This window comes from Streptomyces sp. IMTB 2501 (genome assembly GCF_001953885.1).
Taxonomy (GTDB): Bacteria; Actinomycetota; Actinomycetes; order Streptomycetales; family Streptomycetaceae; genus Streptomyces.
The window spans coordinates 557,770-582,370 of sequence record NZ_MQUS01000001.1; the positions used below are offsets into that span (position 1 = coordinate 557,770).

Genomic DNA, 24,601 nt, shown 5'->3' on the forward strand with positions numbered 1-24,601 from the left:
GAGGGGGAGAACCATGCCGGAGAACGACACCGCGGGGCTGCCGAGCGAGGCGTTCTTCACGCCGGGGACGTCGTCCTTCACCGAGTTCCTGGCCGCGCACCGGCCCGGGCTGCTGCCGACCGCACCCGCACTGCCCGACGGCGTACGGGCGGCCCCCGACCGGTTCCCGCACGGCACCACCGTCCTCGCCCTCACCTACGGCGACGGCGTGCTGATCGCCGGCGACCGCCGGGCCACCATGGGCAACCTCATCGCCCAGCGCGACCTAGAGAAGGTGCACCCCACCGACGACCACACGGCCGTCGCCTTCGCCGGCACCGTCGGCCTCGCCGTCGACATGGTGCGGCTCTTCCAGGTGGAGCTGACACACTTCGAGAAGATCGAGGGCACCCCGATGAGCCTGCCGGGCAAGGCGACCCGGCTCGCGGCCATGATCCGGCAGAACCTCGCCCAGGCCATGCAGGGCCTCGCCGTCGTCCCGCTGCTCGCCGGATACGACCTCACCGCAGCCGAGGGCAGGGGCGGCCGCATCTTCTCCTTCGACGCGGCCGGCGGCCTCTACGAGAAACACGACTTCCACGCCGAGGGCTCCGGCTCCCCGTACGCCCGCGGCGCCCTGAAGAAGCTCTACAGGCCGGACCTCACCCGCCGCGAGGCCGCCCTCGCCGCGCTCCAGGCGCTGTACGACGCGGCGGACGACGACTCGGCCACCGGCGGCCCCGACCTGAACCGCCGTATCTTCCCGGTCGTCTGCGTCCTCACCGAGGACGGCTTCGAGCGGCTGTCCGAGGCAGAGACCGAGGAACTGAGCCGGGAGATGATCCTCTGGCGCGGCGAGCGCCCGGACGGACCGCACGCCGCGCCCTGACCCCCTCGGGCCCGGCATGGTCCACGTCTCCGTCCGGCAACTGCACAAGACCAGCGGGCAGCGGTACTACGCCACGTGGGGCGAGCCCGTCCCGCAGACATACACCACCGGCCCCATCTGCGTCTTCAGCGTGCGGACCCTGGAGGCGATGAAGAACCTCGGCGTTCGGGTGACGCACGAGGACTGCAAGAGCGCCGTCGGTCTCGTGGCCAAGCCCGCCGCGGCCGTGCACAGCCTCTTCAGCAGCACTCCACCGCGCCGGTACGGCGCTCCGCCGCGCGAGAGCTCGCCTTCTCAACTCCCTCGGCCGGCAAGCTGCGTTGATGTAGTCACGCTGCTCAGCGCCCTCGACGGCGGGGGTCTCAGGTGACTGCCAGGGGACACGCAGGGGACGGAAGGATGAGGAACGGCCGGGCCGGCGGACATCGCCGCCCCGTCGGACGAGGAGCGTCGAACCCGGAGTGACCAGTTGCGCCAGGAAGTGGAGCGCAGACCGGCGGAGGGCACGCAGTGAACCTGTGCCAGGCGAAGCGTCGGATGGCCAAGGGCTTCGCAGACCCGGCGATGATGAGCCTGGCGCAGTTGAGGCCGGGATCGCCGAGCTGGTCCGGGCGGACGAACTTCCGGAAGGCCTCGTTTCCTTCCGCTGTTACGGACGTCGGGGTCACAGGCTCGACATGCAGACTCCCGGTCCATGGGCGAACCTGGGACTGTGGAGGCAAAGTCCCTGGCATCACGCACCGTGGGCGAGCTGACCACGGCGCAGTTGCGTGGCGTCGCCGCGTGGGCGGCAGCATGTCCGGCCTTGACGATGACCTGCCGCCGGTGGCTGGCGGAGGGTGACGGCCGGCGGCTGACGGACTTGCCGCATATGACGGTGGAGCAGGGGTTGGAGGCCGCCGGCCGCCAACTCCGCGGCCGCCCCGCCTATTACACCGTCAGCAGTGGGACGACTGGGCCGCCGAGGGTGAAAGGCCTGGCGTCCAGGGAAGACGTGTCCAGTGCTCACGTCAGCCAATGGCGGCCGATGCGCCCGGGTGACGTGCTCCTCAATCTCTTTTCCACGGGCGGGGCCTACCTGACCGCCGAGCGCACAGCCGCACTGTGCGGAGCTCACACAGTGCCAGGGGTGACCGAGGCAGGCGATCTGATCGGACTCGCACCGAGTCTGGCGCGCATCGGTGTGAACGCCGTGGCCGGCTATCCTGAGATGCTCGCCTTTTTCGCCCGCACCGTGCTCGGGAATCGGCTCGGGCTGCGGCCCCGCCTCGTCATCTGGACGGGCGGAAACCTGACGTCGGGATGCGCCGCGCTCCTGCGTGAACTCAATCCGGAGCTCGAATTCTGGAGTGTCTACTCGTCCTCCGAAGCCGGCGGAGTCGCGTTCGGTTTCCCGGACTGCGCCCTCGGTGTACATCATCTGTGGCCTGGCCAAATCCTGGAACTGACCGCGGAACGGTGTTGCCTGACGCGCGCCGTCGGTCTTCCCGCGGGGCGCCCTCTGCTCCGTCTGCCGCTGGGCGACAGAATCGAGGGACCGGTGACATGTCCTTGCGCGCGGGACTTGCCGGCGCTGCGGGTCCAGGGGCGGCTGAACGACATGGTGAGGCTGTACGACGCCGTGTTCTCCGTGGACAGCCTGCGCCTGGCCGCCACCGACTCCCCTGAAGTGATCGGCGCGCAGGTCATTCTCGTACCCGAAGACCTCGACGACCCGTACGGCCCGCAGCGGAGCCTGGGCGTGCGCGTGGACCCGCGCACGGCAGTGGCCGGCCGGGGCGTCGCTGACCGGACGCGCGCCCGGATGACAACTCAGCACGCTGCTCTGCGTGCCATCTCGGAGCGGAGCCCGGAAGCATTCTGGATCGAGTGCGGCCCGTTGGAGCAGTTGTCCGACTGCCTCAAGACCAAGCCCGCCGTCGTGTCACGCGGGCACGCTCCCGACCTCTGGTCAGGCAAAGGCCACTGAGCATGACCGGCGAGCACATGCAACTCCTTTCCGCGGCGCTCCAGGGCTTCACCGTCCTGGCTCAGAACGTCACGGATGTCGCCGACGGCGCTTTCCGTGCCTTCGTCGTGAACGGGTACCCGGCGCCGAGCTACTCCCCGGTCGTCTGCCTGGAACGGCAGTTGCCGCAGGCCGACACGCTGGAGGCGGTCAGTGCCTACTGGCGCCAACAGTGGGGACCGGCCTACCCGCCGGGCTTTGTCTTCTGCCCGTGCGACAGAACCCCGCCCCGGCACGCGGCGGACGGCTGGCGACGCGTGGAGCCTCTCCACATCATCGTGGAGTCCTCACGTCCGAGGCGGCCACAGGTGCGCCCCCCTTTCACGCTGTCCACCGTCCGGCTCGGCGACTCGGTCACAGACGTCCAGTTCCAGGCAGTGGTCGCCGCGTGCTTCCCCGAAACGCGGCAGAACCCGGAGCAGATCCTCGCACCGTTTCACCGGGCCCGGGCTCTCACCGAGCTGATCATCATCAGCCATGGAGACCCGCCGAGACCCGTTGCCGCAAGTGCTGTCACGGCGAGAGGCGACACGGCGTTCCAAACACGCGGCGCCGTCGTGAAACCGTACCGGGGTCTCGGGTTTTCACGGGTCATGCAGGAAGCGGCACTTGGGCGTTGCCACGCCCTGGGCGCTACGACCGCCGTCACCGCCACGCGCAACCCGCGCGTTCTCGGCGTCAACCGCCCGTCCCTGGAGCTGTGGATCTACCAGTACCAGCCAAACGATGCGAACGACGACTTCTGATGCGACCAACGCCCTGTCTGTTCGGCGGCGCTTTGCCCGAAAAGGTGCACGGCGTCCTCGACGACGCGCCACCGCCCGGCGCGTCCACACCTCTCGGGCCGCTGCCGCACGGGCCGGAACTGGTCGCCATGCAACGGGCTCTCCGGCTGGGCCGGGCCATCGAGGATGCCGCGACCGCCATGGCCAAGCAAGGGCGCCTCGTCGCCTATCCCGCTGCTCAGGGGCAGGAGGCCGTCCAGGTGGGCGCCGCATGGGCGCTGGATCCCACTGACTGGCTCTTCCCGACCTACCGTGACTCCATCGCGGTGATCACCCGTGGGGTGGACCCCGCCGAGGTTCTGGCCGGTTTTCTTGGCCGCCGCCACCAGGGCTTCGACTCACGCGCACCGTGTCGCGCCACTGTGCACACCTCTGGCCACACACGCCCCGCACGCTGTGGGCCTCGCCTACGCGGCGCGCTACCGCGGCGAGGACACCGTGGCTCTGGTCCTCCTCGGCGACGGAGCCACCAGCGAGGGCGACTTCCACGCGGCCCTGAACTTCGCAGCCGTCCTGGCCACTCCCGTCGTCTTCGTCGTCCAGAACAACGGATACGCCATCAGCGTCCCCTCGCGGCTCCAGAGCGCCGCCGTCAGTTTCGCCCACAAAGGGATCGGGTACGGCATCCCAGCCGAAATCGTCGACAGAAACGACGTTCTGGCCGTCATGCTCACTGTGCGCACCGCCGTTGAGCGAGCCCGAGCCGGAGCGGGACCGGCGCTGATCGAGGCGGTCACCTACCGCGTCGGCCCGCATTCCAGTGCCGACAACCCTGCGCGCTACCGCGACGCGAGCGAGACCGCCGCTTGGCGGCAGCGCGACCCGCTGGAACGGTTCACCGCATACCTGACCCACCATGATCTGCTCACCGCCGAGGTCACCGACGGCCTACGGGCAGCGGCGCACGCCACAACCGCCCGGCTGCGCGCCCGTGTCGACGCACCCTACGAACCCGACCTGCGTGACCTGACCGCGCACGTCTACACCCGGCCACCGCCGCACCTCACAGCTCAAGCCACCGAGTTCGCCGGAAGGAAGAAGCCCCGTGCATGACTTCGCGGGTGCACTCAACCAGGCTCTGTGCGATGCCCTGAGCGCCGACGACAGCGTCGTCGTCTTCCGGGTCACTGATGGCTTGGCCGCGGCCTTCGGCAGCCACCGGTGCTTCGACACCCCCCTGTGCGAGTCCGGCATCGTGGGCAGCGCGGTCGGCATGGCGATGAACGGCCTGCGTCCCGTGATCGAGATCCAGTTCGACGCGTTCGCCTACTCGGCCTTCGAGCAGATCACCAGCCACGTCGCCAAGATGCGCAACCGAACCGCCGGCCGTCTCGCCTTGCCCATGGTCATCCGGATCCCCTACGGCGGTGGTATCGGCGCGGTCGAGCACCACAGTGATTCCTCCGAGGCCTACTACACCCACACCCCGGGCCTCCTGGTCGTGACGCCATCCACAGTGGCCGACGCCTACTCACTGCTCCGAGAGGCGATCGACCATCCCGATCCGGTCATCTTCCTCGAACCCAAACGCCTCTACTGGCGCAAGGAGGACGTGGCCCTCCCACAACGTACAGGCGGCTTCGGACAGGCTGCCGTCCGCCGGTCCGGCACCACGGCCACCCTGGTCGCCTACGGTCCGACCGTGGACGTCGCTCTGGAAGCCGCCGAAGAAGGCCAGGCATACGGCTGGGAACTGGAGGTCGTCGACCTGCGAACGCTCGTCCCGCTCGACGACAAGACGTTGGTCAGAAGCATTCGTCGTACCGGGCGAGCCGTCGTCCTCCACGAGGCGGCCGGCTTCGGCGGATACGGCGCCGAAATCGCCGCCCGGCTGACCGAGTCCTGCTTCTACCACCTCGAAGCCCCCATCCGCCGAGTCACCGGCCTCGACGCCCCCTACCCTGCTCCCTCACTCGAACAGCACTACCTGCCGCGCACCCCCCGTGTCCTCGCCGCCGTCGAGGACGTCCTGTCGTACGCATGACCTCGCATGGCGGGAGCTCAGGCGGGCAAGGCGCTGGATGCAACGGCCTGTTCACCCCTCTTCCAGGCCTGCCCGAATGGGTAGAAATCTCAGTTGCCCCTGACTGAGCAGAAGGACTACGGGTCCTGCATGTCGCTCACAACATCGCAGCGGAACGCCTCGACCGCTGGGACCGCGTGACCGCCATCTCGATCACCGCACTGTCCACCGTAGTAGGTACGGCGATCTTCGCCACGCTGGCCGACTCGTCACAGACGGCACTTCGCGTCATCACCGGAATCCTGAGCCTCGCCGCAGCGGCACTCAGCACCGCGCAGCTCATCTGGAACCTACCCGCAACTCCCAGCACAGCACCGTGCTGCCGCTGTGCGCTACGCCACCGTACGGCGCCAGGTCGACATTGCCTGAACCGCTCCTGCCCCGTGTCGGTCAAAGACTGCGGGGCTCCTCGCAGACCTGCCTGGGAAAGACACCCCGCCGCGGGGGAGTTCAGCTCGCTGCCTCTCGAAGACCCAGACGTGTGCGGACGGTTCACCACAGGAAGGACCGGTGAATCGATGGACACAGACGGACGCCGGCAAGGCTTTGCTCAGCCCGCGGGCAGGCTCACAACGAACCGCGCCCCAGGCCCGTACCCAGGGTCATAGGACACCTCACCCCCTGCTGACCTGGCCAGGCGCCGGGCGAGCGGCAGGCCGAGGCCCGCGCCGCCGTGTCCGTCGCCGGGGTCGGCCCGCTTGCCGGGCTGGAAGAGCAGCTCCGTGAAGGCGGCGGGCACGCCGGGGCCGTCGTCCGTGACCTCGACCCGTATACCGCCGTCCGCCCGGGACGCGCCGAGTGTGACCGTCGTACGCGCATAGCGCACCGCGTTGGCCAGCAACGGACTGACGATCCGTTCCAGGAGCGCCGGCTGCACCCCGGCCGTGAGCGGCCCCGGCCCGTCCGGTACGACGACCCGCACCGTGCCGGAAGCGTCCGCGTGCGTGGCCATGCGGTGCAGCACCGTCGGCACATCGGCGGTGCCGGGGGCCGTCGGCGCACCCGCGCGGGCCTCGTCCAGCAGGGTGTCGCAGATGGTGCGCATCGACTGCGCGGCCTCGGCCAGGACCTCGTGGGAGGCCCGGGTCTCGGCGTCGGAGCGCGGGCGGGAGCGCCACCAGTCCAGCTCGGCGACGATCCGGCTGAGCGGGGTGCGCAGTTCGTGCGACAGCTCGCCGGTCAGCTGCCGCTCATGCCGCAGCACCGCCCGGATCCGGTCCAGCAGGGAGTCCAACGAGACGCCGAGCGCGGCCAGTTCGGCCGGTCGGCCGCCACCCGCGAAGCGCTCCTCGGACCCCACGGCACTCCACTGGGTCGCCTGGTCCGTCATCGTGCGCACCGGGCGCAGCGCCCGCCCCACCACCAGCCGGGTCAGCGCATAGGTGCACACGAGCATCACCGCGTCCAGCGCGCACGAGCCCAGCAGCAGCGTTCGGGCGGAACTGCGGTACGGCGCGAGGTCCAGCGCCGTGACCACGGTGGTCCGCGCCGCCGCACCGGGCACCGGCGCCGCGCACAGCCGTACGGTGTCGGGGCCGTGCACCGTGGCACAGCCGCGCCGGCCGCGGGCGGCCAGCGCATCGGCGGCGCGGGTGAGCGCGCCGGCGCCGGCCGGGGGCCGCTCCAGCAGCCTGCCGTCCGCGTAGATCCACGCGTTGGTGTCCAGCAGCCGGTCGCCGGAGGTCTCCAGCACCCGCACCCTGCCGTGACGGGTGTCGACGGTCGTGGCGACGGCCGCCGCGCGGGTGCGCAGTTCGTCGTCCGCCTCCTGCCGGAGACGGTGGCCGACCACGCTGTTGAAGACGACGGTGAGGATCAGCATCAGCAGCGCGGCGGTGACCAGGGCGGCCAGCGAGAGCCGGCCGCGCAGGGTCCGCGGCGCCGGCCACGACGTGAGGCGGGCGAGGGACGACGGCGGACGGGCCGGGAACGATCCGCTGTGCGGGAGCCTCATGTCAGGCGGTGGCCGATCCCGCGTGCGGTGGCGATGGTCCGGTCGCTGCCCGCCGCGCGCAGCTTGCGGCGCAGCCGGGTCAGATACTGGTCCAGCGTGTTGTCGCTGACCTGTGCTCCCTCCGGCCAGCCCGCGCGGAGCAGCTCACGGCGGCGCACCAGCTCCCCGCCGGCCGCGCTGAGCGCCGCCAGCAGCCGGAACTCCGTCGGGGTCAGTTCCACGCGCCTGCCCTCCACGGTGGCGCTGTGCCGGACGGCGTCCAGCACCAGTCCGCCCGCCCCGGCGGTCCCGGCCGGGGGCACCGCCCGGCGCAGCGCCGCCCGCAGCCGGGCCGCCAGCTCGGAGAGATGGAACGGCTTGGGCAGATAGTCGTCGCCCCCGGCCGAGAAGCCCGACAGCCGGTCCGTGAGCCCGTGCCGCGCGGTCAGGAAGACGACCGGGGCGAGGTAGCCGCCCGCGCGCATCGCCTGGCACACATCGCGGCCGTCGGCGTCGGGCAACCCGACGTCCAGCACGACGGCCGACACGTCCGGTGTCGCCAGCCGCAGGGCCGTGGCGCCGTCGCCGGCACAGACCGTGTCGAAGTCCTCGTCATGCAGACCGCGGCGCAGCACGTCACGCAGGGCGTGATCGTCCTCGACGATGAGGATCCTGGGACGCATCTTTCTCCACCGGCCCGTCGGCCGTCTCGCTCGGATGGGGTGTGCCCGGCTCCGGGGCACGGGGGACCTGGGTCGTGTCGTCCAACTCCTGTCTGCCGCGCGACGCCCTGCACGCACTCTCGCGCTCGGGCAGCCACCGGGCCGCCGCGCCGACGCAGACACCGAGCCAGCCGGCGGCGAACAGCCAGCCGCCGACCACGTCGGAGAACCAGTGCACGCCCAGGAAGACACGGGTCAGACCGACCCCCGCGCCCCAGCATGCGACCAGCAGACACAGGGCGGTCCGCCCGCGCGGTGCACGCAGGCACAGGGCGACGATCAGCAGGCCTGCCGTCAGCGCGGCCGTGGTGGCGTGACCGGAGGGGAACGACCAGCCGGAGGCCTGCGTCTGCCAGTCGTACCTCGGCGGCCGTGCCCGGGTGACCAGCTCCATCACGCCGTACCGCAGTGCCTGGCCCGCGCCGAGGCAGAGCGCGGCGAGCGGCACGGCCATCAGCCGCCGGCGCGCGGTGCGCCCCGCGATCAGCCCCGCCACGACCACCAGGACGTACGGAACGATGCCGGTGCCCGTGGCGGTCAGCCCGCGGGCCACCGCCACCGCCTCCGGCGGACGGTGCCGGACGGACCAGGACAGCAGGCCATGGTCCAGATAGAGCGGGCCGCCCTGATCGCTCACCACCACGGCGGCCAGCACCGCGAACGCCATCCAGGCGCCGAGGGCCAGCGTGCCGGCCGGCTCCGCGGCCTTGCCGCGGTTCATGACACCAGCAGGGGGCGCAGCCGGGTGTCCGAGAGCCGCTTCGGCAGGTCCTCCGGCAGCCTGCTCACGGCGGTCATCACGACGAACGCCACCGCCGCGCCCAGGGCCGCTCCCGCGGCGACGTCGTGCGGATAGTGCACCCCGACCCACACCCGGGACGCCCCCATGGCGCCCGCGCACACGGCCGCCACCACGCCCAGCCGACGGGAGACGAAGTACAGCGCCACCGCCGCCGCGAAGGCGATCGCGGCGTGATTGCTCGGGAAAGACCAGTCCCCGCGCGCCGGGCACGCCTCCAGGGTGCGGAAGGCCAGGCCCCGGCAGGGCCGGTCCTCCCGCACCAGGAGCTTCAGTACGGAGTCCGCGGCGAAGGCCACCAGCACGGCCACCGGCACCGCCAGGGCCGTCATGGCCGCGCGCGCCCCCGCCCGGCGGGCCCGCCACCAGCCGATGAGCATGAGCAGCGCGCACACCGCCAGCCCGTACGCCGACCACACCGCCACGAGGTCGTCCAGCCAGGCGGGGGAGTGGTGGGCGAGGCCCACCACGTGCCGGTACAGCGGCCCGTCCACCGACGAGCCGGAGAGCGCCGGGAACATCAGCGGGCTTCCTTCGCGGCCCGGCGGGAGCGCAGCACCTCGGCGGCGACGGGAATCAGCGAGACGGCCACGATCAGCGCGATCAACGGCAGCAGATACTTGTCGATGTTCGGGATCGAGGAGCCCAGTGCGTAACCGGCGAGGGTGAGACCGAGGCTCCACACGAGCCCGCCCGCCACCTGCCAGAGGGTGAAGGTCCGGGCCGGCACGCCGAGCGCGCCCGCCATCGGGTTCAGCACCGTGCGCACCACCGGGACGAAGCGGGCCAGCACGATGGCCTTCGCGTAGCCGTACCGCTCCAGCAACTCCTCGGCGCGCTGGGCGCCCTCGCGCAGTTTCGCCGAGCGGGTGCGGGCGAGCAGCGCCCCGCCGGCCTTGCGGCCGATCAGGAATCCGCACTGCGAGCCGGCCAGAGCGCCGACGGCCGCCGCGACGAGCAGCGGACCGAGCGAGAGGTGCACCCCACTGGTGGCGGATCCCGTGCACAGCAGGCCGGCGGTGAACAGCAGGGAGTCCCCGGGCAGGAAGAACCCGATCAGCAGGCCCGTCTCCGCGAAGAGCACCACGCCGACGCCGAGCACGCCGAAAGCGGCGAGCAGGGAGTGGGCGTCGAGCACATTGACCGCGAGCTGCGACGCCAGGTGGGGGGAAGCGGCCATCGCCGTACGCCCTTTCCATCGACTTCCTCGACAAGATCCGACTACATATTTGTAGACGGTCTACCGGACTGTAGACGAACGGAGAGTGGCGTTCGTTCCCCGGCTTTACTTGTTCATTGCCTCTTTGTGACCGGCCGACTGCATGGGTGTAGCCATGATGGTCCGCGAAGGTAAGGTATGCCTTCGCTAAGTAACAGGGAGGGCAGCAGGGCATGTGGGACGACGCGTTTCCGAGTTTCCTGATCGGACTCAGGGAGGGGCTCGAAGCCGGACTCATCGTCTCCATCCTGGTCGCCACCCTGGTGCGGGCCGAGGCGCGCTCGCGGCTGCCCCAGGTGTGGACCGGCGTCCTGGCCGCGATCGCGGTCGCCATGAGCTTCGGAGCGGTACTCACCTTCACCGCCGCGTCCATGCCGCAGACCGCCCAGGAGGCGTTCGGCGGCATCCTCAGCGTGATCGCCGTCGCGTTCGTCACCGCCATGGTGTTCTGGATGCGCCGCTCGGCCCGCAGCCTCTCCGGCGAGCTGAAGGAGAAGGTGACCGGCGCCCTTGCCATGGGCTCCGGGGTGCTGGTGCTGACCTCGTTCCTCGCGGTCGGCCGGGAGGGCCTGGAGACGGCCCTGTTCCTGTGGACCACCGCGCGGGCGGCCGGTGAGTCGGCCGGCCCGCTGACCGGCGCCGGCATCGGCCTCGTCCTCGCGGCCGTCCTGTGCTGGGGCCTGTACCGGCGCGTCCTGAAGATCAACCTGACGAAATTCTTCACCGCCACCGGCGCCGTCCTGATCGTCATCGCGGCCGGCGTCCTCGGCTACGGCCTGCGCGACCTGCAGGAGGGCGGCGTGCTGCCCGGCAAGACCGCCTACGCGGTCGACCTGGCGAGCAGCGTCGACGCCGGCTCCTGGTACAGCACCCTGATCCAGGGCGTCTTCAACCTCACCCCGACCATGACCTGGCTCCAGGTGGTGGCCTACGTCGCCTACCTGGCCGTCGTGATGACCCTGTTCGTGCGCGGCGTGCGGACCACCGCCCCGAAGCCGGCGAAGGAACGCCCCGCGGCCGAGCCGAAGGCCGAGCGGCCCGAGCGGCGCCGGCCGGCCTGGGTGGTGCCCGCCGCCGTGGTCGCCGTACCCGCCGTGATCGCCGGACTCGTCGTCGCCCTCGCCCGGCCCAAGCCCGCCGGTGACCAGACCGTCGCCGTCTCCGAGACCGAGTGCGGCAAGGGCTTCACCGCGCCCAAGCCGGGCCGCCAGACCTTCCAGATGCAGAACACCGGCAGCAAGACCTCAGAGGTCTACCTCGTCGACCCGTCGACCAGCGCGGTCTACGGCGAGATCGAGGGCCTGGCTCCCGGCACCACCCGCGACCTCGTCGCCACCGTCGCCGGCGGCACCTACGCCTGGCGCTGCGTCCCCACCGACGGCAAGGCCGTCACCTCCAAGTCGGTCACCGTCACCGGCGGCGGCGCCACCAAGCCGGTCGTCCCCGTCTCCGAGCAGGACCTCGCCGCACCGCTGAAGGCGTACAAGGCGTACGTCGGCCAGGGCCTGACCACCCTGGTCGGACAGGCTCGCACCCTCGCCGACGACATCCAGGGAAACCACCTGGACAAGGCCCGCACCGACTGGCTCACCGCCCACCGCACCTACTCCTCGCTCGGCGCCGCCTACGGCACCTTCGAGGACTTCGATAAGAAGATCAACGGCCGGGCCGACGGACTGCCGGACGGTGTCCAGGACAAGGACTTCGCCGGCTTCCACCGCATCGAGTACGGCCTGTGGCACGGCCAGTCGGCCAAGGACCTGACCGGCCCCGCCCAGCAGCTCGTCACCGACGCCACCGGACTCCAGAAGGCCTTCCCGAGCCAGGACTTCGACCCCGGCGACCTCCCGCTTCGCGCGCACGAGATCCTGGAGAACACCCTCCAGTTCGAGCTGACCGGCGACACCGACGAGGGCAGCGGCACCAACCTCGCCACCGCCGACGCCAACCTCGCCGGCACCCGCGAGCTGCTCACCGTCCTCAAGCCGCTGCTCACCACCCGGGCGCCCCAGCTGCTCCCGACGGTCGACGCGGACATCGCGCGCGTGCAGAAGCTCCTGGACGCGGCCCACGGCGGCGACCACTGGACCGGCGTCGACAAGCTGGCCCCGACCGACCGGCAGCAGCTGAACGGCGCAACGGGCCAGCTGCTGGAGGACCTCGCCCCGATCCCGGACCTGCTCGAGATCCGGAAGTCCGCCTGATGAGCCGGCCCGAAGACCGCTCGCCGGGCGATCCGGCAGACCGTCCGACGACCGCCGCGCACCCGCACTCCGAAGGGACCCCACCGATGTCGACCGCCGACACGCCGACCTGCCCCGTCGGCCCTGCCCGCCGCTCCTTCGTACGCACCGCGCTCGGCGCCGGTGCCGCCGGAGCGGTCCTGGCCGGCGGCGGCTACGCGCTCGCGGAGAGCGGCGGCACCGCCGAGGCGCAGCCCGCGGGCGCCGACAGCGCCGCGAAGGTCTCCTTCCACGGCGCCCACCAGGCCGGAATCATCACCCCGACCCCTGCCGCCGCAACCTTCGTCTCGCTGAACGTCATAGCCGACGACCGCGCGGGCCTGACCGACCTGCTGAAGACGATCACCGAGCGCGCCCGCTTCCTCACCTCCGGCGGCACCCCCACCGACCTGGGCGTCGGCGCGCCGCCCGCCGACAACGGCATCCTCGGCCCCGAGGTCCCCTCGGACGGCCTCACCGTCACCGTCGGCGTCGGCGCCTCCCTCTTCGACGACCGCTACGGCCTCGGCAAGGCCAGGCCCGCCCGGCTCACCCCGATGCGGACGTTCCCGAACGACAACCTGAACGCAGCCGAGTGCCACGGCGACCTGTCCCTGCAGATCTGCGCCCAGAGCACGGACACCGTGCTGCACGCGCTGCGTGACATCGCCCGGCACACCCGCGGCGCCATGCAGATCAAGTGGCGCATCGACGGCTTCCAGAACGCCCCGCGCCCCACCGGGGCCCAGCGCAACCTGCTCGGCTTCAAGGACGGCATCGCCAACCCCGACGTCACCTCCGCCCGCGAGACCAACAAGCTGATCTGGGTCGGCGACGGCCAGGGCGAACCGGCCTGGACGGCGGGCGGCAGCTACCAGGTGATCCGGATCATCCGGATGCTGGTCGAGTTCTGGGACCGGGTCTCGCTCACCGAGCAGGAGAAGATGTTCGGCCGCCGCAAGGACACCGGCGCCCCGCTCGACGGCGCCAAGGAGACCGACGTCCCCAACTACGCCAAGGACCCGCACGGCACCGCGATCCCGGTGGACGCCCACATCCGCCTCGCCAACCCGCGCACCGCGAAGACCGACAGCTCCCGCATCCTGCGCCGCGGCTACAACTACGACCGCGGCGTGGACAACGTCGGCAACCTCGACATGGGCCTGGTCTTCTGCTGCTACCAGCAGGACGTCAAGCGCCAGTTCGAGGCCGTACAGACCCGGCTGATCGACGAGCCGCTGGTGGACTACATCTCGCCCACGGGCGGCGGCTACTTCTTCGCCCTGCCCGGCGTCCGGGACGCCAAGGACTGGCTGGGCCGTGGCATGTTCTCCGCCTGACCAGCCCTTTTCACCGTTCTCCGACGGCAGGCCTTTGCCGTGGCTTTTCCCTTTCCATGGGAAAGGCCTGCCGCTGTCTTTATTGCACATCGATTGCAAGTGCAGGAGGATGGCGCAAGGCTGTGATCGCAGCCGTCCCCGCACCACCGAAGGATGCCCCTCCCGATGACGGCCGCCCCTGGATCCGCTCCGTCCCTCCCCTCCCAGGCCGAAGCCAAGCGCTCGGCCTGGCACCGTGTCCGAGCCTCCATGACACGGCAGGAGTGGATCAGGGTCGGCGGGATGGCCGGCTTCGTGCTCGCCCTGCACATCATCGGCTGGGGCACCCTGATCGGCATCATCGCGCCACAGCACTTCAGCGTCGGAACCGAGTCCTTCGGCATCGGCATCGGCGTGACCGCGTACACGCTGGGCATGCGCCATGCCTTCGACGCCGACCACATCGCGGCCATCGACAACACCACCCGCAAGCTGATGGGCGAGGGGCAGCGCCCGCTGTCGGTCGGCTTCTGGTTCTCCCTCGGCCACTCCAGCATCGTCTTCGGCCTCGCCCTGCTGCTCTCGCTCGGCATGAAGACCCTGGCCGGACCGGTCCGCGACAACAACTCGCATCTCCACGAGGTCACCGGCCTGATCGGCACGACGGTCTCCGGCACCTTCCTCTACCTCATCGCCGGCATCAACCTCGTCATCCTGGCGGGCATCTGGAAGGTCTTCCGGCAGATGCGCTCCGGCGCCTATGACGAGGCCGCCCTGGAGACCCAGCTGAACAACCGCGGCTTCATGAACCGCCTCCTCGGGCGGGTCACCGGCTCCATCAGCAAGCCCTGGCAGATGTACCCGCTCGGCCTGCTGTTCGGCCTCGGCTTCGACACCGCCACGGAGATCGCCCTGCTGGTCCTCGCCGGCTCCGGCGCCGCCTCCGGCCTGCCCTGGTACGCCATCCTGACCCTGCCGGTCCTGTTCGCCGCGGGTATGTCGCTCCTTGACACCATCGACGGCTCGTTCATGAACTTCGCCTACGAGTGGGCGTTCTCCAAGCCGGTCCGCAAGGTCTACTACAACCTCACGATCACCGGCCTGTCCGTGGCCGTCGCCCTCATCATCGGCACCGTGGAACTCCTCGGCCTCCTCGCCGACAAGCTGGATCTCCACGGCGCCTTCTGGGACTGGATCTCCGGCCTCGACCTCAACACCGTCGGCTTCGTCATCGTCGGCCTGTTCTTCGCCACCTGGGCGATCGCCCTGCTGGTGTGGAAGGCGGGCCGCATCGAGGAGAAGTGGACGGCGGGCCTGGCGGAACAGTCGGCGGACTGACCTGAGCCTTTCGGCGGAGGGGCCCGGTCCGCCCAGAGGACGCGAGGCCGTGTTCGATGTGCGGCTCCGCCGCGGGGCGCGAGGAACCACTCACTACCCGCACCCGGCGACGGAAAAGCAACCCCCACGGCGCTAATCCAGCCGGTCCACCTGACGGAGTCGATTCGTCGCATCCAGCGCGGCGACCTTGTACGACTCCGCCAGCGTCGGATAGTTGAACACCGCGTCGACCAGATAGTCCACCGTGCCCCCGCACCCCATCACCGACTGCCCGATGTGAATCAGCTCGGTCGCGCCCGAGCCGAAGCAGTGCACCCCGAGCAGCGTGCGGTCCACGGGGGAGACCAGCAGCTTCAGCATGCCGTGCGAGTCCCCGATGATCTGCCCGCGGGCCAGCTCCCGGTACCGGGCCACGCCCACCTCGAACGGCACCCGGTCCTCGGTCAGCTGGTCCTCGGTCCGGCCGACGAAGCTGATCTCCGGGATGGTGTAGACCCCGATCGGCTGCAGATGGTGCATCCGCCCGGCGGGCTCCCCGCACGCGTGATACGCGGCCGCACGGCCCTGCTCCATCGAGGTCGCCGCGAGCGCCGGGAAGCCGATGACGTCACCGACGGCGTAGATGTGCGGCACCTCGGTGCGGTAGTTCTCGTCCACCTCGATCCGGCCGCGCGCGTCCGCCGCCAGCCCGGCCTGGTCCAGGCCGAGTTCGTCGGTGAGGCCCTGCCGGCCCGCCGAGTACATCACCGTGTCCGCGGGGATCTTCTTGCCGCTCTCCAGCACGGTGAGCGTGCCCCGGGGATGGCGTTCGACGGCGGCCACGGTCTCACCGAACCGGAAGGTGACGGCCAGGTCCCGCAGGTGGTACTTGAGCGACTCCACGATCTCCACGTCGCACAGGTCCAGCATCCCGGGGCGCTTCTCCACCACGGTCACCTTGCTGCCCAGCGCGGCGAACATGGAGGCGTACTCCATGCCGATGACCCCCGCCCCGACGATCACCATGGACCTCGGCACCCGCTCCAGCGAGAGCACATTGTCGGAGTCCATGATCGTCCGCCCGTCGAACTCGACCGTGTCCGGGCGGGCCGGCCTGGTGCCGGTGGCGATGACGATGTGCCCGGCGCTCAGCAGCCGTTCCCGGCCCGAGAGCTCGGACAGGGCGATGGTGTGCGGGCCGGCGAAGCGGGCCGTGCCGGAGTACACGGTCACGTGATTACGGGTGAGCTGACTGCGTACGACGTCCACCTCGCGGCCGACGACGTGCTGGGTGCGTGCGGTCAGATCGGCGACGGTGATGTCGTCCTTCAGCCGGTAGCTCTGCCCGTACAGATCGCGCTGGGTGAGCCCGGTCAGGTACAGCACCGCCTCGCGCAGGGTCTTGGAGGGAATGGTTCCGGTGTGCAGGGAGACCCCGCCCAGCATGTCGGGGCGGTCGACGACCGCGACCCGGCGGCCGAGCTTGGCCGCTGCGATGGCGGCCTTCTGACCGCCGGGACCGGATCCGATGACGAGCATGTCGAAGTCGAAGTCGAGCACCCTCGGCAGTCTGTCAGTCCTCCGGTCCGCTCCGGAAGAGATCGCCGCCCTCGAAATCACCCGATCCGCACGGGAGTTGCCACCACCGCCCGCTCTCCTCGTCTCTCCTCGTCCGTTCTCGCCGAGCCGCTGGCCCGGGAGGACAATGACGCCATGGGCCAGCGATCCGGCGACCCGAGCACCCCCGCCCGGCCGGCCGCTCCCGACGAGGGGATCGGCGCCGGCGAACTCACGCTCGCCACCCGCAACCACGGCCTGCCCCTGGAGGCCCTGCGGCACGACGTCACCCCGCCCGGACTGCACTACGTCCTCACGCACTACGACATCCCGTATGTGCCGAACGCCGGCGCCTGGCGGCTGGCCGTCGACGGTCAGGTCTGTGTCCCGCTCGACCTGTCCCTCGCCGACTTGCTGTCGTTCCCGCAGGTCACCACCCGGGTGACCCTGGAGTGCGCGGGCAACGGCCGGGCCCTGCTCACGCCCCGGCCACTCGGCCAGCCCTGGCTGGTGGAGGCGGTCGGCACCGCCGACTGGACCGGCGTACCGCTGCGGCTGCTGCTCGCCGAGGCGGGCGCGGACCCGGCGGCCGTGGACGTCGTCTTCACCGGCGCCGACCACGGGGTGGAACGCGGGATCGAACAGGACTACCGGCGGGCCCTGCCACTGGCCGTGGCCCTGGGCGACGACCCACAGGTACTGGTCGCCACCGCCATGAACGGCGCGCCACTGCCCCCGCAGCACGGCCGGCCGCTGCGGTTGATCGTGCCCGGCTGGTACGGCATGGCCCACGTGAAATGGCTGCGCTCGGTCACGGTGAGCGCCAGGCCGTTCACGGGCTTCCAGCAGACGGTCGCCTATCGCGTCCGGCGCGCCGCCGACGAGGAGGGCGAGCCGGTCACACGCATCGCGCCGCGCGCCCTGCTGGTCCCACCGGGGTTTCCCGACTTCATGTCCCGGACACGGGTGGTGCGGCCGGGACGGGTGAGGCTCTTCGGCCGCGCGTGGTCGGGACAGGCGCCGGTCTCCTCGGTGGAGGTCAGCACGGATAGCGGCGCGAGCTGGGCGCCGGCCGTTCTCGCCCCCGCCATGGACGGGCAGCGGTGGGCCTGGCGGGGCTGGCACCACGACTGGGCGCCGGCGCCGGGCGAGTACGGGGTGGGCGCGCGTGCGACTGACTCCGCCGGTTCGACCCAGCCTCTTGAGCAGTGCTGGAATCGGGGTGGGTTTGCCAATAACGCGGTGTGTTTCGTACAGGTGGTGTGTGTGGGCGACGGCTCTTCGCCGTAGGGGTTTGTACCGTTCGGCGGGTGCGGGTCGTGTGTGGTTGATCGCGCCCCGCTGCGGAGCCGCATGTCAAACACGGCCCGCGCCCCTCGGGCCGGCCGCCCTTCCCCCGTTGACATGTGAGGCCTTGTCTCCCCAGTTTCCCCGGACCGCCCTACGGCAGCAGCCTCTCGATGGCTGTCGGGCCCTCCTTCTCCATCTTGCGGCGTGCCCACTCGAGGTTCTTCGGGGTGACGTCCCTGCCCGCCGCCATCACCAGGTCCTCCGGTGTGATGTCCCGCGAGGGAGCGGAGTGGAGCAGGGCGTCCGGGGTGCAGTGGTCGTCGGACGACCGGGATTCGTCAGGTGTGACTGTCGACATGATGCCTCCTCCTCGGTCCGGATGACCGCATCCGTGCCGGTGCCGCCGAACGGGGCACACTCTCACCATTCCCCGCAGCGCCTTCCCACGCCACCGGAGAGCACACGCTCCTAAGCTGGAAGACATCCCGCTCCGTTCCCCGGGAGGCCGCCGATGGCCGAGACCCCGTTCGCCGAGGACGTCCGCCCCGGCCCGCGCTATCTGCCGATCGCCGAGCACGGCCTCATCGGCGATCTGCGCAGTGTCGCGCTGGTCGGAACCAACGGCACGATCGACTGGTACTGCTGCCCGTCCTTCGACGCGCCCAGCGTCTTCGCGGCCATCCTCGACGCCGAACGCGGCGGTGCCTTCGAGCTGGCCGCCACGGTAGCGGCACGCACCAAGCAGTTCTACTTCCCCGACACCAACGTCCTGATCACCCGGTTCTTCACCGAGGACGGCGTCGGCGAGGTGCAGGACTTCATGCCGGTCACCTCCGACGGCACCGGAGAGGCCGGCCGGCATCGACTGATCCGGCGGGTGATCTGCGTCCGTGGCACGGTCCCGTTCCGGGCGTCGATCGCGCCGCGCTTCGACTACGGTGCCGTCCCGCACACCCTGCGCACCGACGACGGCACCGTGCTGTTCGAGTCCGCCAAGCTGTCCCTGGCGCTGACCTCGACGGTCATGCTGGAGTGCGACGCCCGGGACGCGCGCGCCGACTTCAAACTCACCGAGGGCGAGTCCGCCGTGTTCGCCCTCGACCAGATCGGCGAGCGGATCCCCCCGCGCGGCTGCGCCCGCGCCGAGGCCGAGCACGAGTTCAACGCCACGGTCGCCTACTGGCGGCGCTGGCTGCACCAGTCCCGCTACCGGGGCCGCTGGCGCGAGATGGTGCACCGCTCCGCCCTCACCCTCAAGCTGCTCACCTACGCGCCCACCGGCGCCATCGTCGCCGCCCCCACCACCAGCCTGCCCGAGCAGCTCGGCGGCGAGCGCAACTGGGACTACCGGTATGTGTGGGTGCGCGACGCCGCCTTCGCCGTCTACGCGCTGCTGCGGCTCGGCTTCACCGGCGAGGCCGAGGCGTTCATGCGCTTCCTGACCAGGCATGTCAGCCCCTGCGACAACGCCGATGGCTCCCCGCCGCTGCAGATCATGTACGGCATCGACGGCCGCACCGACTTGCCCGAGCGGGTGCTGCCGCATCTGGAGGGCCATCTGGGCTCGGCGCCGGTCCGGGTCGGCAACGCCGCCGCCGACCAGCTCCAGCTGGACATATACGGCGCCCTGATCGACTCGATCTACCTCTACGACAAGTGGGCCCAGCCGATCTCCAGCGACCAGTGGGACGATGTGTGCCAGCTGGTCGACTGGGTGTGCGCGCACTGGGACCAGCCCGACGAGGGCGTGTGGGAGACCCGCGGCGGCCGCAAGAACTTCACGTACTCGCGGCTGATGTGCTGGGTCGCCATCGAGCGGGCCATCCGCCTCGCCAACCGGCGCGGACTCCCCGCCGACCTGCCCCGCTGGCGGCAGGCCCGCGACACCATCTACCGGCGGATCATGGACCGCGGCTGGTCGCAGCGGCGCGGTGCCTTCGTGCAGTACGAGGGCGGCGACGTCCTCGACGCCTCACTGCTGATGATGCCGCTCGGCAAGTTCGTCGCCCCCACCGACCCGAAGTGGCTGTCCACCCTGGACGCCCTCACCGAGGACCTGGTCTCCGACTCCCTCGTCTACCGCTACGACCCGCAGACCAGCCCCGACGGGCTCCGCGGCGACGAGGGCACCTTCTCCATCTGCTCCTTCTGGTACGTCGAGGCCCTGGTGCGGGCCGGCCGGCTCGACGAGGCCCGGCTGGCCTTCGAGAAGATGCTCACCTACGCCAACCACCTCGGCCTGTACGCCGAGGAAATCGGCCGCACCGGAGAGCAACAGGGCAACTTCCCGCAGGCGTTCACGCATCTGGCCCTGATCAGCGCCGCGTTCAACCTCGACCGCGCCCTCGGCTGACCCTCGGCCGGGCTCAGGCGAACCGGGAGCTCGGGACGGGGCCGGCGGACCGTACCCGCGCCCGGTCGCCGCGCAGCCAGGTGCTGCCGACGGCCCCGGCGAACGCGGCGAACACCGCGTCGTCGTCGGCCGGGCCCGTGCCGTCCCCCGGGTCGGCCTCCGGGTCGGCCGCCGTCACCTCGGCGGCGATCTCCGCCTCCGGACGGTCGTCCGCCGGGCCCCGCTCGACGCCGCCGTCCGCGCCCGGGCCCAGTCGCTCGCCCCAGGGCGGCACCACCGACTGATGCAGCAGCGCGACGCTGTCCGCGGTGATCGCGGGCGGGTCCGTCCAGCAGCTCGCGTGCGCGTGCAGCACCTGCCCGGGCATCCGCTCGAAGAGCTGCCCGACGATCTCCGGGCCGCCGTCGTGTGCCGCCAGACCGTCGAGGTCGTACGCCACGACCACCGTGTCCGGCCGGCCGGGCGCGAACGGCTCGGCCGGCAGTCCCAGCATCTCGGCCGCGGCGAGGCCGAGGATCCGTGAGTCCCGGTCGGGCAGCAGCGACACGGACCGGGGCCGTACCCCGGCCGCCGTCAGCAGGGTGCGCAGCCGCAGCAGACCGCGCAGACAGCCGTCGGGGGTGTCCTGCAGCCAGGCGTAGCGGCCGTGCATGCCCGCGTCGAAGCCGTACGGCGACAGGGTGCCGAGGACGGTGCCGGCGATCACGTACTGCCAGCCGCGCAGATCGGCCGGACCGAGCGAGGACACCCGCTCGGCCACGGCCGCGCGCTCCAGAACCCGGTTCTGCCTCTCCCGCGCCGGCTGCCACTGTGTGTCCTCCGGGTCGGCCAGCAGTGCGTGCTGACGCCGGGCCAGCTCCAGGTCGCCCGCCAGGACGGCGTTGAACACCAGCAGGTAGCGGTCCGGCCAGTGAGCCAACGTCCCCTCGTGCCGGGCGAGTTCGGCCACCGCCTCGCGATGGCGGCCCTCGTGCTCGTACGCCGACACCAGCTCCCGCAGCGCCACCGGCGAACCGTCGCTGCGGCGCAGCGCCTCGCGGAGCGCCGGGACCGCCAGGTAGGCCACGTCGTGTTCGATGCACCAGTACCCGAAGTCGTAGAGTGCCCTCGGGCGTTCGGGCTCGGCGACGAGCGCGGCGGCGGCCTTCGCGAGATCGTCGAAGCCCGCCGACCCGGCGGCCCGCCCCACCACCAGGGCCACCTCGCCGAGCGGCTGCTCCTCGCCGGCCGCCCGCAACTGCCGCAGCGCTCCGGGCACATCACCGCAGTCCAGGGACTCCCAGGCCCTGCGGAGGCCGGGGGACTTCGGGCGGGGATCCCTGCGCGAGAACATGGCGGAGATCATCACCCACCGGGCGACCGGTTCTCAACACAATTCCCGCAGGGCTACGGCAGCGGCTGCTCCGCCCAGATGATCTTTCCGTTGGGAATGTACCGGGTGCCCCAGCGCTCGGCGAGCTGCGCGACCAGGAACAGGCCCCGGCCGCCCTCGTCGGTGGTCGCCGCGTACCGCAGATGCGGCGAGGTCGTGCTGCGGTCGGAGACCTCGCAGATCAGCGTGCGCTCGCGCAGCAGCCGTACGACGATCGGGCCGCGCCCGTAGCGGATCGCGTTGGTGACCAGCTCGCTCAGGATCAGCTCCGTCGTGAAGACCAGCTCCTCCAGACCCCAGTCGGCGAGCTGCCCGGTCACCGCGGACCGCACCTGGGACACCGCCGCCGGATCGGACGGCACCTGCCACTCGGCGACCCGGTCCGCGCCCAGCACCCGGGTGCGGGCGACGATCAGCGCGACGTCGTCGTTCGGCCGGGCCGGCAGTCGGCCCAGCACCGCGCGGCAGGTCTCCTCCGGCGAGCCGCCCGGCGTGCCGCTCAGGGCGTCGCGCAGCATCTCGAGACCCGTGTCGATGTCCCGCTCGCGGTCCTCCACCAGCCCGTCGGTGTACAGCACCAGCCGGCTGTCCTCCGCCAGCTCCAGCTCGGCCGTCTCGAACGGCAGCCCGCCCAGGCCCAGCGGTGGCCCCGCGGGCACCTCCGGGAACTCCACCCGGCCGTCGGGGTGCACCAGCGCGGGCGGCGGATGGCCGGCCCGGGCCACGGTGCAGCGCCGCGAGACCGGGTCGTAGACCGCGTACAGACAGGTCGCGCCGGTGATCGCCGCGGAGCCGTCCGCAGCGGTCTCGTCCTGGTCGATCCGGCCCACCAGCTCGTCCAGCAGACCGAGGAGTTCATCCGGCGGAAGGTCCAGCGAGGAGAAGTTGTGCACCGCCGTACGCAGCCGGCCCATGGTGGCCGCCGCATGCAGGCCGTGCCCCACCACGTCCCCCACCACCAGCGCCACCCGGGCACCGGACAGCGGCAGTACGTCGAACCAGTCGCCGCCCACCCCGGACTGCGCCGGCAGATAGCGGTAGGCGATCTCCAGCGCGCCCTGCTCGGGCAGCGTGCGCGGCAGCAGACTGCGCTGCAGGGTCACCGCCATGCTGTGCTCGCGTGTATACCGGCGGGCGTTGTCGATGGACACCGCGGCCCGCGCGACCAGTTCCTCGGCGAGGGCCAGTTCCTCGGCGTCGAACGGCTGCGGCTTCTCCGCGCGCCAGAAGTTCGCCACCCCCAGCACCAGACTGCCCGCGCGCAGCGGCACGGTGATCAGCGAATGGATGCCGTACGCCAGCACCTGGTCGGTGCGCTCCAGGTCCTGCGCCCGCCAGCCGGGGGCGTCGCGCAGCTGCGGCACCAGCACCGACTGCCCGGTGGTCAGGCTGCGCGCCTGCGGCGAGGTGGGCACGAACCGGATCCGCTCGTCCACCGGATACAGCGGGGAGTCCTGGCGGACGCCGGCGCAGGCGGCGCGGCGCAGCGCCGTGCCCGGCCTCGGCTCCTCGCCCTGCAGGACCGCGTCGAACAGGTCCACGGTCGCGAAGTCCGCGAACCGGGGCACCGCCAGCCCCGCCAGCTCCTCGGCGGTACGGGTCACGTCCAGGCTGGTGCCGATGCCCACCCCGGCGTCGTACAGCATGTTCAGCCGCTCCCGCGCCATCTCGGCGCGGCCGGACAGGGCGCGCAGCTCGGTGGAGTCGCGCAGCGTGGTGACGCTGCCCGCCGGGCCGCCGCGCAGCTCGGTGGGGCGCTGGTTGATCGCCAGCAGCCGGTCCTTGACCAGGTGCACCTCGTCCGTGGCCACCCGGCCCGAGGCCAGCAGCGCCGCCGTCTCGGCGTCCAGGCCCAGCTCCAGCACGCTCTGCTGCTCGGCGTCGCCCGGCAGGTCCAGCAGCCGGTGCGCCTCGTCGTTGGCGAGCAGCAGCCGGCCGTCGCCGCCGACGATCAGCACACCCTCCCGGACCGCGTGCAGCACCGCGTCGTGGTGCTCGTACATCCGGGTCATCTCGAACGGTCCCAGACCGTGCGTCTGGCGCAGCAGCCGTCTGCTGACCAGCGCCGTGCCCCCGGTGGCCAGCGCCAGTGCCGCCGCGGCCGCCCCGAGCAGCAGCGGCAGCGTCTGGTCGGCGGCCCCGCCCACGTGCGCCGTGGTGATCCCGGCGGACACCAGGCCCACCACCTGGCCGGCGGAGTCCTTCACCGGCACCACGACCTGCACCAGCGGGCCGATCGTGCCGTTGACGTGCTCGGTGACCGTGCCGCCGGCCAGCGCCGGGCCGATCGTGCCGACGAATTTCTTGCCGATGCGGTCGGGCTTGGGGTGCGTGTAGCGGATGCCGTCGGTGTTCATCACGACGACGAAGTCCACCCCCGTCGCCTTGCGGACCTCCTCCGCACGGGGCTGCAGCACGGCGGAGGGGTTCGGCGTACGCAGCGCGGGGGCCGTGCCCGGGGCGTTCGCGAAGGACTCGGCCACCGCGAGGGAACGGTTCTGGGCCTCCAGATCGCTGTCGTGCCGTACCTGCAGCACCTGCGCCACCACCGCCGAGACGACCAGCAGCAGCACGATCACCACTTGGAGGACGAACACCTGCCCGGCGACGCTGCGTCCTGTCACCGCCGACCGCAGGACTCCGGGCCTGCTGCCGTTCTGGCTCGAATCCTCCGTTCGCGGGGCTTGCGATGCGCGTGGGTCCCCGGACGGACGGGGCGGCCGGGTCGCGGGCCGGCCAGGCAGTCGCACCATGTGCCCATGTCTACACTGCCCAGCCCGCTCGGGCGAGACCGTCGACCGAGGTGACGGCCGC

19 protein-coding genes and 1 pseudogene are annotated in these 24,601 nt (G+C 71.4%); 11 read left to right on the forward strand and 9 right to left on the reverse strand.

Annotation, left to right across the window (positions count from 1 at the left end; translation table 11 throughout):
- Positions 1–13 precede the first annotated feature (13 nt).
- From prcB to AV521_RS02720, 6 genes and pseudogenes are all read left to right on the forward strand, one after another.
- Positions 14–868, forward strand: a complete 855-nt coding sequence (gene prcB / locus AV521_RS02690) for a proteasome subunit beta (RefSeq protein WP_076082712.1) — start codon at positions 14–16, stop codon at positions 866–868.
- Between the two features lie 16 nt (positions 869–884).
- The gene (locus AV521_RS02695) at positions 885–1,238 is read left to right on the forward strand and encodes a hypothetical protein (RefSeq protein WP_076082715.1); all 354 of its coding nucleotides are present in this window, start codon (positions 885–887) and stop codon (positions 1,236–1,238) included.
- Between the two features lie 372 nt (positions 1,239–1,610).
- Complete coding sequence (locus AV521_RS02700; protein WP_143658564.1) at positions 1,611–2,837, forward strand: hypothetical protein; 1,227 nt, start codon at positions 1,611–1,613, stop codon at positions 2,835–2,837.
- A gap of 2 nt (positions 2,838–2,839) precedes the next feature.
- Positions 2,840–3,622, forward strand: coding sequence for a hypothetical protein (locus AV521_RS02705; RefSeq protein WP_076082721.1), 783 nt, complete (start codon positions 2,840–2,842; stop codon positions 3,620–3,622).
- Between the two features lie 179 nt (positions 3,623–3,801).
- Positions 3,802–4,714 (forward strand): annotated as a pseudogene (locus AV521_RS02715) (thiamine pyrophosphate-dependent dehydrogenase E1 component subunit alpha).
- Positions 4,707–5,645, forward strand: a complete 939-nt coding sequence (locus tag AV521_RS02720; protein ID WP_076082727.1) for an alpha-ketoacid dehydrogenase subunit beta — start codon at positions 4,707–4,709, stop codon at positions 5,643–5,645. Before AV521_RS02715 ends, AV521_RS02720 begins: the two are co-directional and overlap by 8 nt.
- 589 nt (positions 5,646–6,234) lie before the next feature.
- Here the strand turns inward: AV521_RS02720 and AV521_RS02725 are convergent.
- From AV521_RS02725 to AV521_RS02745, 5 genes are read right to left on the reverse strand one after another with little or no spacing between them, the layout of a single operon-like run.
- The gene (locus tag AV521_RS02725) at positions 6,235–7,638 is read right to left on the reverse strand and encodes a HAMP domain-containing sensor histidine kinase (RefSeq protein WP_079249083.1); all 1,404 of its coding nucleotides are present in this window, start codon (positions 7,636–7,638) and stop codon (positions 6,235–6,237) included.
- Positions 7,635–8,300: a response regulator transcription factor gene (locus AV521_RS02730; RefSeq protein ID WP_076082730.1), complete on the reverse strand. Its 666-nt coding sequence runs from the start codon at positions 8,298–8,300 to the stop codon at positions 7,635–7,637. The genes AV521_RS02725 and AV521_RS02730 overlap by 4 nt, the downstream gene beginning before the upstream one ends.
- A complete protein-coding gene (locus AV521_RS02735; protein WP_076082733.1) occupies positions 8,254–9,060 on the reverse strand; it encodes a phosphatase PAP2 family protein in 807 nt (268 codons plus the stop codon). Before AV521_RS02735 ends, AV521_RS02730 begins: the two co-directional genes overlap by 47 nt.
- Positions 9,057–9,659, reverse strand: coding sequence for a phosphatase PAP2 family protein (locus AV521_RS02740; protein WP_076082736.1), 603 nt, complete (start codon positions 9,657–9,659; stop codon positions 9,057–9,059). The genes AV521_RS02735 and AV521_RS02740 overlap by 4 nt, the downstream gene beginning before the upstream one ends.
- Positions 9,659–10,318 carry a DedA family protein gene (locus tag AV521_RS02745; RefSeq protein ID WP_076082739.1) on the reverse strand — a complete coding sequence of 220 codons (660 nt, stop codon included), beginning with the start codon at positions 10,316–10,318 and terminating at the stop codon, positions 9,659–9,661. The genes AV521_RS02740 and AV521_RS02745 overlap by 1 nt, the downstream gene beginning before the upstream one ends.
- A 212-nt stretch (positions 10,319–10,530) precedes the next feature.
- Between AV521_RS02745 and efeU the strand changes: the two genes are divergently transcribed.
- From efeU to AV521_RS02760, 3 genes are all read left to right on the forward strand, one after another.
- Positions 10,531–12,561, forward strand: coding sequence for an iron uptake transporter permease EfeU (gene efeU, locus AV521_RS02750; RefSeq protein ID WP_076082742.1), 2,031 nt, complete (start codon positions 10,531–10,533; stop codon positions 12,559–12,561).
- Positions 12,562–12,647: 86 nt separating this feature from the next.
- On the forward strand, positions 12,648–13,919 hold the full coding sequence (gene efeB / locus AV521_RS02755) for an iron uptake transporter deferrochelatase/peroxidase subunit (RefSeq protein ID WP_076082744.1): 1,272 nt from the start codon (positions 12,648–12,650) through the stop codon (positions 13,917–13,919).
- 165 nt (positions 13,920–14,084) lie between these two features.
- Entirely contained in the window at positions 14,085–15,236 is a 1,152-nt protein-coding gene (locus tag AV521_RS02760; RefSeq protein ID WP_179022787.1) for a HoxN/HupN/NixA family nickel/cobalt transporter, read from the forward strand.
- Between the two features lie 132 nt (positions 15,237–15,368).
- On the opposite strand, the gene sthA is transcribed toward AV521_RS02760, so the two are convergent.
- Positions 15,369–16,754 (reverse strand): Si-specific NAD(P)(+) transhydrogenase, encoded by a 1,386-nt coding sequence (gene sthA / locus AV521_RS02765; RefSeq protein ID WP_076083490.1) that lies wholly within the window; start codon positions 16,752–16,754, stop codon positions 15,369–15,371.
- 174 nt (positions 16,755–16,928) lie between these two features.
- On the opposite strand from sthA, the gene AV521_RS02770 reads away from it, so the two are divergent.
- Positions 16,929–18,062 (forward strand): molybdopterin-dependent oxidoreductase, encoded by a 1,134-nt coding sequence (locus AV521_RS02770; protein ID WP_076082747.1) that lies wholly within the window; start codon positions 16,929–16,931, stop codon positions 18,060–18,062.
- A gap of 151 nt (positions 18,063–18,213) precedes the next feature.
- Here the strand turns inward: AV521_RS02770 and AV521_RS02775 are convergent, their stop codons facing one another.
- Positions 18,214–18,420 carry a hypothetical protein gene (locus tag AV521_RS02775; protein ID WP_076082750.1) on the reverse strand — a complete coding sequence of 69 codons (207 nt, stop codon included), beginning with the start codon at positions 18,418–18,420 and terminating at the stop codon, positions 18,214–18,216.
- Positions 18,421–18,573: 153 nt separating this feature from the next.
- Between AV521_RS02775 and AV521_RS02780 the strand changes: the two genes are divergently transcribed.
- Positions 18,574–20,415, forward strand: a complete 1,842-nt coding sequence (locus tag AV521_RS02780; protein WP_076082753.1) for a glycoside hydrolase family 15 protein — start codon at positions 18,574–18,576, stop codon at positions 20,413–20,415.
- Between the two features lie 13 nt (positions 20,416–20,428).
- Here the strand turns inward: AV521_RS02780 and AV521_RS02785 are convergent, their stop codons facing one another.
- Together AV521_RS02785 and AV521_RS02790 are read right to left on the reverse strand one after the other, a co-directional pair.
- On the reverse strand, positions 20,429–21,748 hold the full coding sequence (locus AV521_RS02785) for a hypothetical protein (protein ID WP_179022789.1): 1,320 nt from the start codon (positions 21,746–21,748) through the stop codon (positions 20,429–20,431).
- Positions 21,749–21,801: 53 nt separating this feature from the next.
- Entirely contained in the window at positions 21,802–24,540 is a 2,739-nt protein-coding gene (locus tag AV521_RS02790) for a SpoIIE family protein phosphatase (protein ID WP_079249084.1), read from the reverse strand.
- Positions 24,541–24,601: the final 61 nt, after the last annotated feature.

Coding starts and splice junctions, on each gene's coding strand:
- efeU (WP_076082742.1), top strand. CDS start 10,531: ATGTGGGACGACGCGTTTCCGAGTTTCCTGATCGGACTCAGGGAGGGG.
- AV521_RS02730 (WP_076082730.1), bottom strand. CDS start 8,300: ATGCGTCCCAGGATCCTCATCGTCGAGGACGATCACGCCCTGCGTGAC.
- AV521_RS02790 (WP_079249084.1), bottom strand. CDS start 24,540: ATGGTGCGACTGCCTGGCCGGCCCGCGACCCGGCCGCCCCGTCCGTCC.
- efeB (WP_076082744.1), top strand. CDS start 12,648: ATGTCGACCGCCGACACGCCGACCTGCCCCGTCGGCCCTGCCCGCCGC.
- AV521_RS02705 (WP_076082721.1), top strand. CDS start 2,840: ATGACCGGCGAGCACATGCAACTCCTTTCCGCGGCGCTCCAGGGCTTC.
- AV521_RS02780 (WP_076082753.1), top strand. CDS start 18,574: ATGGCCGAGACCCCGTTCGCCGAGGACGTCCGCCCCGGCCCGCGCTAT.
- AV521_RS02725 (WP_079249083.1), bottom strand. CDS start 7,638: ATGAGGCTCCCGCACAGCGGATCGTTCCCGGCCCGTCCGCCGTCGTCC.
- AV521_RS02785 (WP_179022789.1), bottom strand. CDS start 21,748: ATGTTCTCGCGCAGGGATCCCCGCCCGAAGTCCCCCGGCCTCCGCAGG.
- AV521_RS02745 (WP_076082739.1), bottom strand. CDS start 10,318: ATGGCCGCTTCCCCCCACCTGGCGTCGCAGCTCGCGGTCAATGTGCTC.
- prcB (WP_076082712.1), top strand. CDS start 14: ATGCCGGAGAACGACACCGCGGGGCTGCCGAGCGAGGCGTTCTTCACG.
- AV521_RS02770 (WP_076082747.1), top strand. CDS start 16,929: ATGGGCCAGCGATCCGGCGACCCGAGCACCCCCGCCCGGCCGGCCGCT.
- AV521_RS02775 (WP_076082750.1), bottom strand. CDS start 18,420: ATGTCGACAGTCACACCTGACGAATCCCGGTCGTCCGACGACCACTGC.
- AV521_RS02760 (WP_179022787.1), top strand. CDS start 14,085: ATGACGGCCGCCCCTGGATCCGCTCCGTCCCTCCCCTCCCAGGCCGAA.
- AV521_RS02735 (WP_076082733.1), bottom strand. CDS start 9,060: ATGAACCGCGGCAAGGCCGCGGAGCCGGCCGGCACGCTGGCCCTCGGC.
- sthA (WP_076083490.1), bottom strand. CDS start 16,754: ATGCTCGTCATCGGATCCGGTCCCGGCGGTCAGAAGGCCGCCATCGCA.
- AV521_RS02695 (WP_076082715.1), top strand. CDS start 885: ATGGTCCACGTCTCCGTCCGGCAACTGCACAAGACCAGCGGGCAGCGG.
- AV521_RS02740 (WP_076082736.1), bottom strand. CDS start 9,659: ATGTTCCCGGCGCTCTCCGGCTCGTCGGTGGACGGGCCGCTGTACCGG.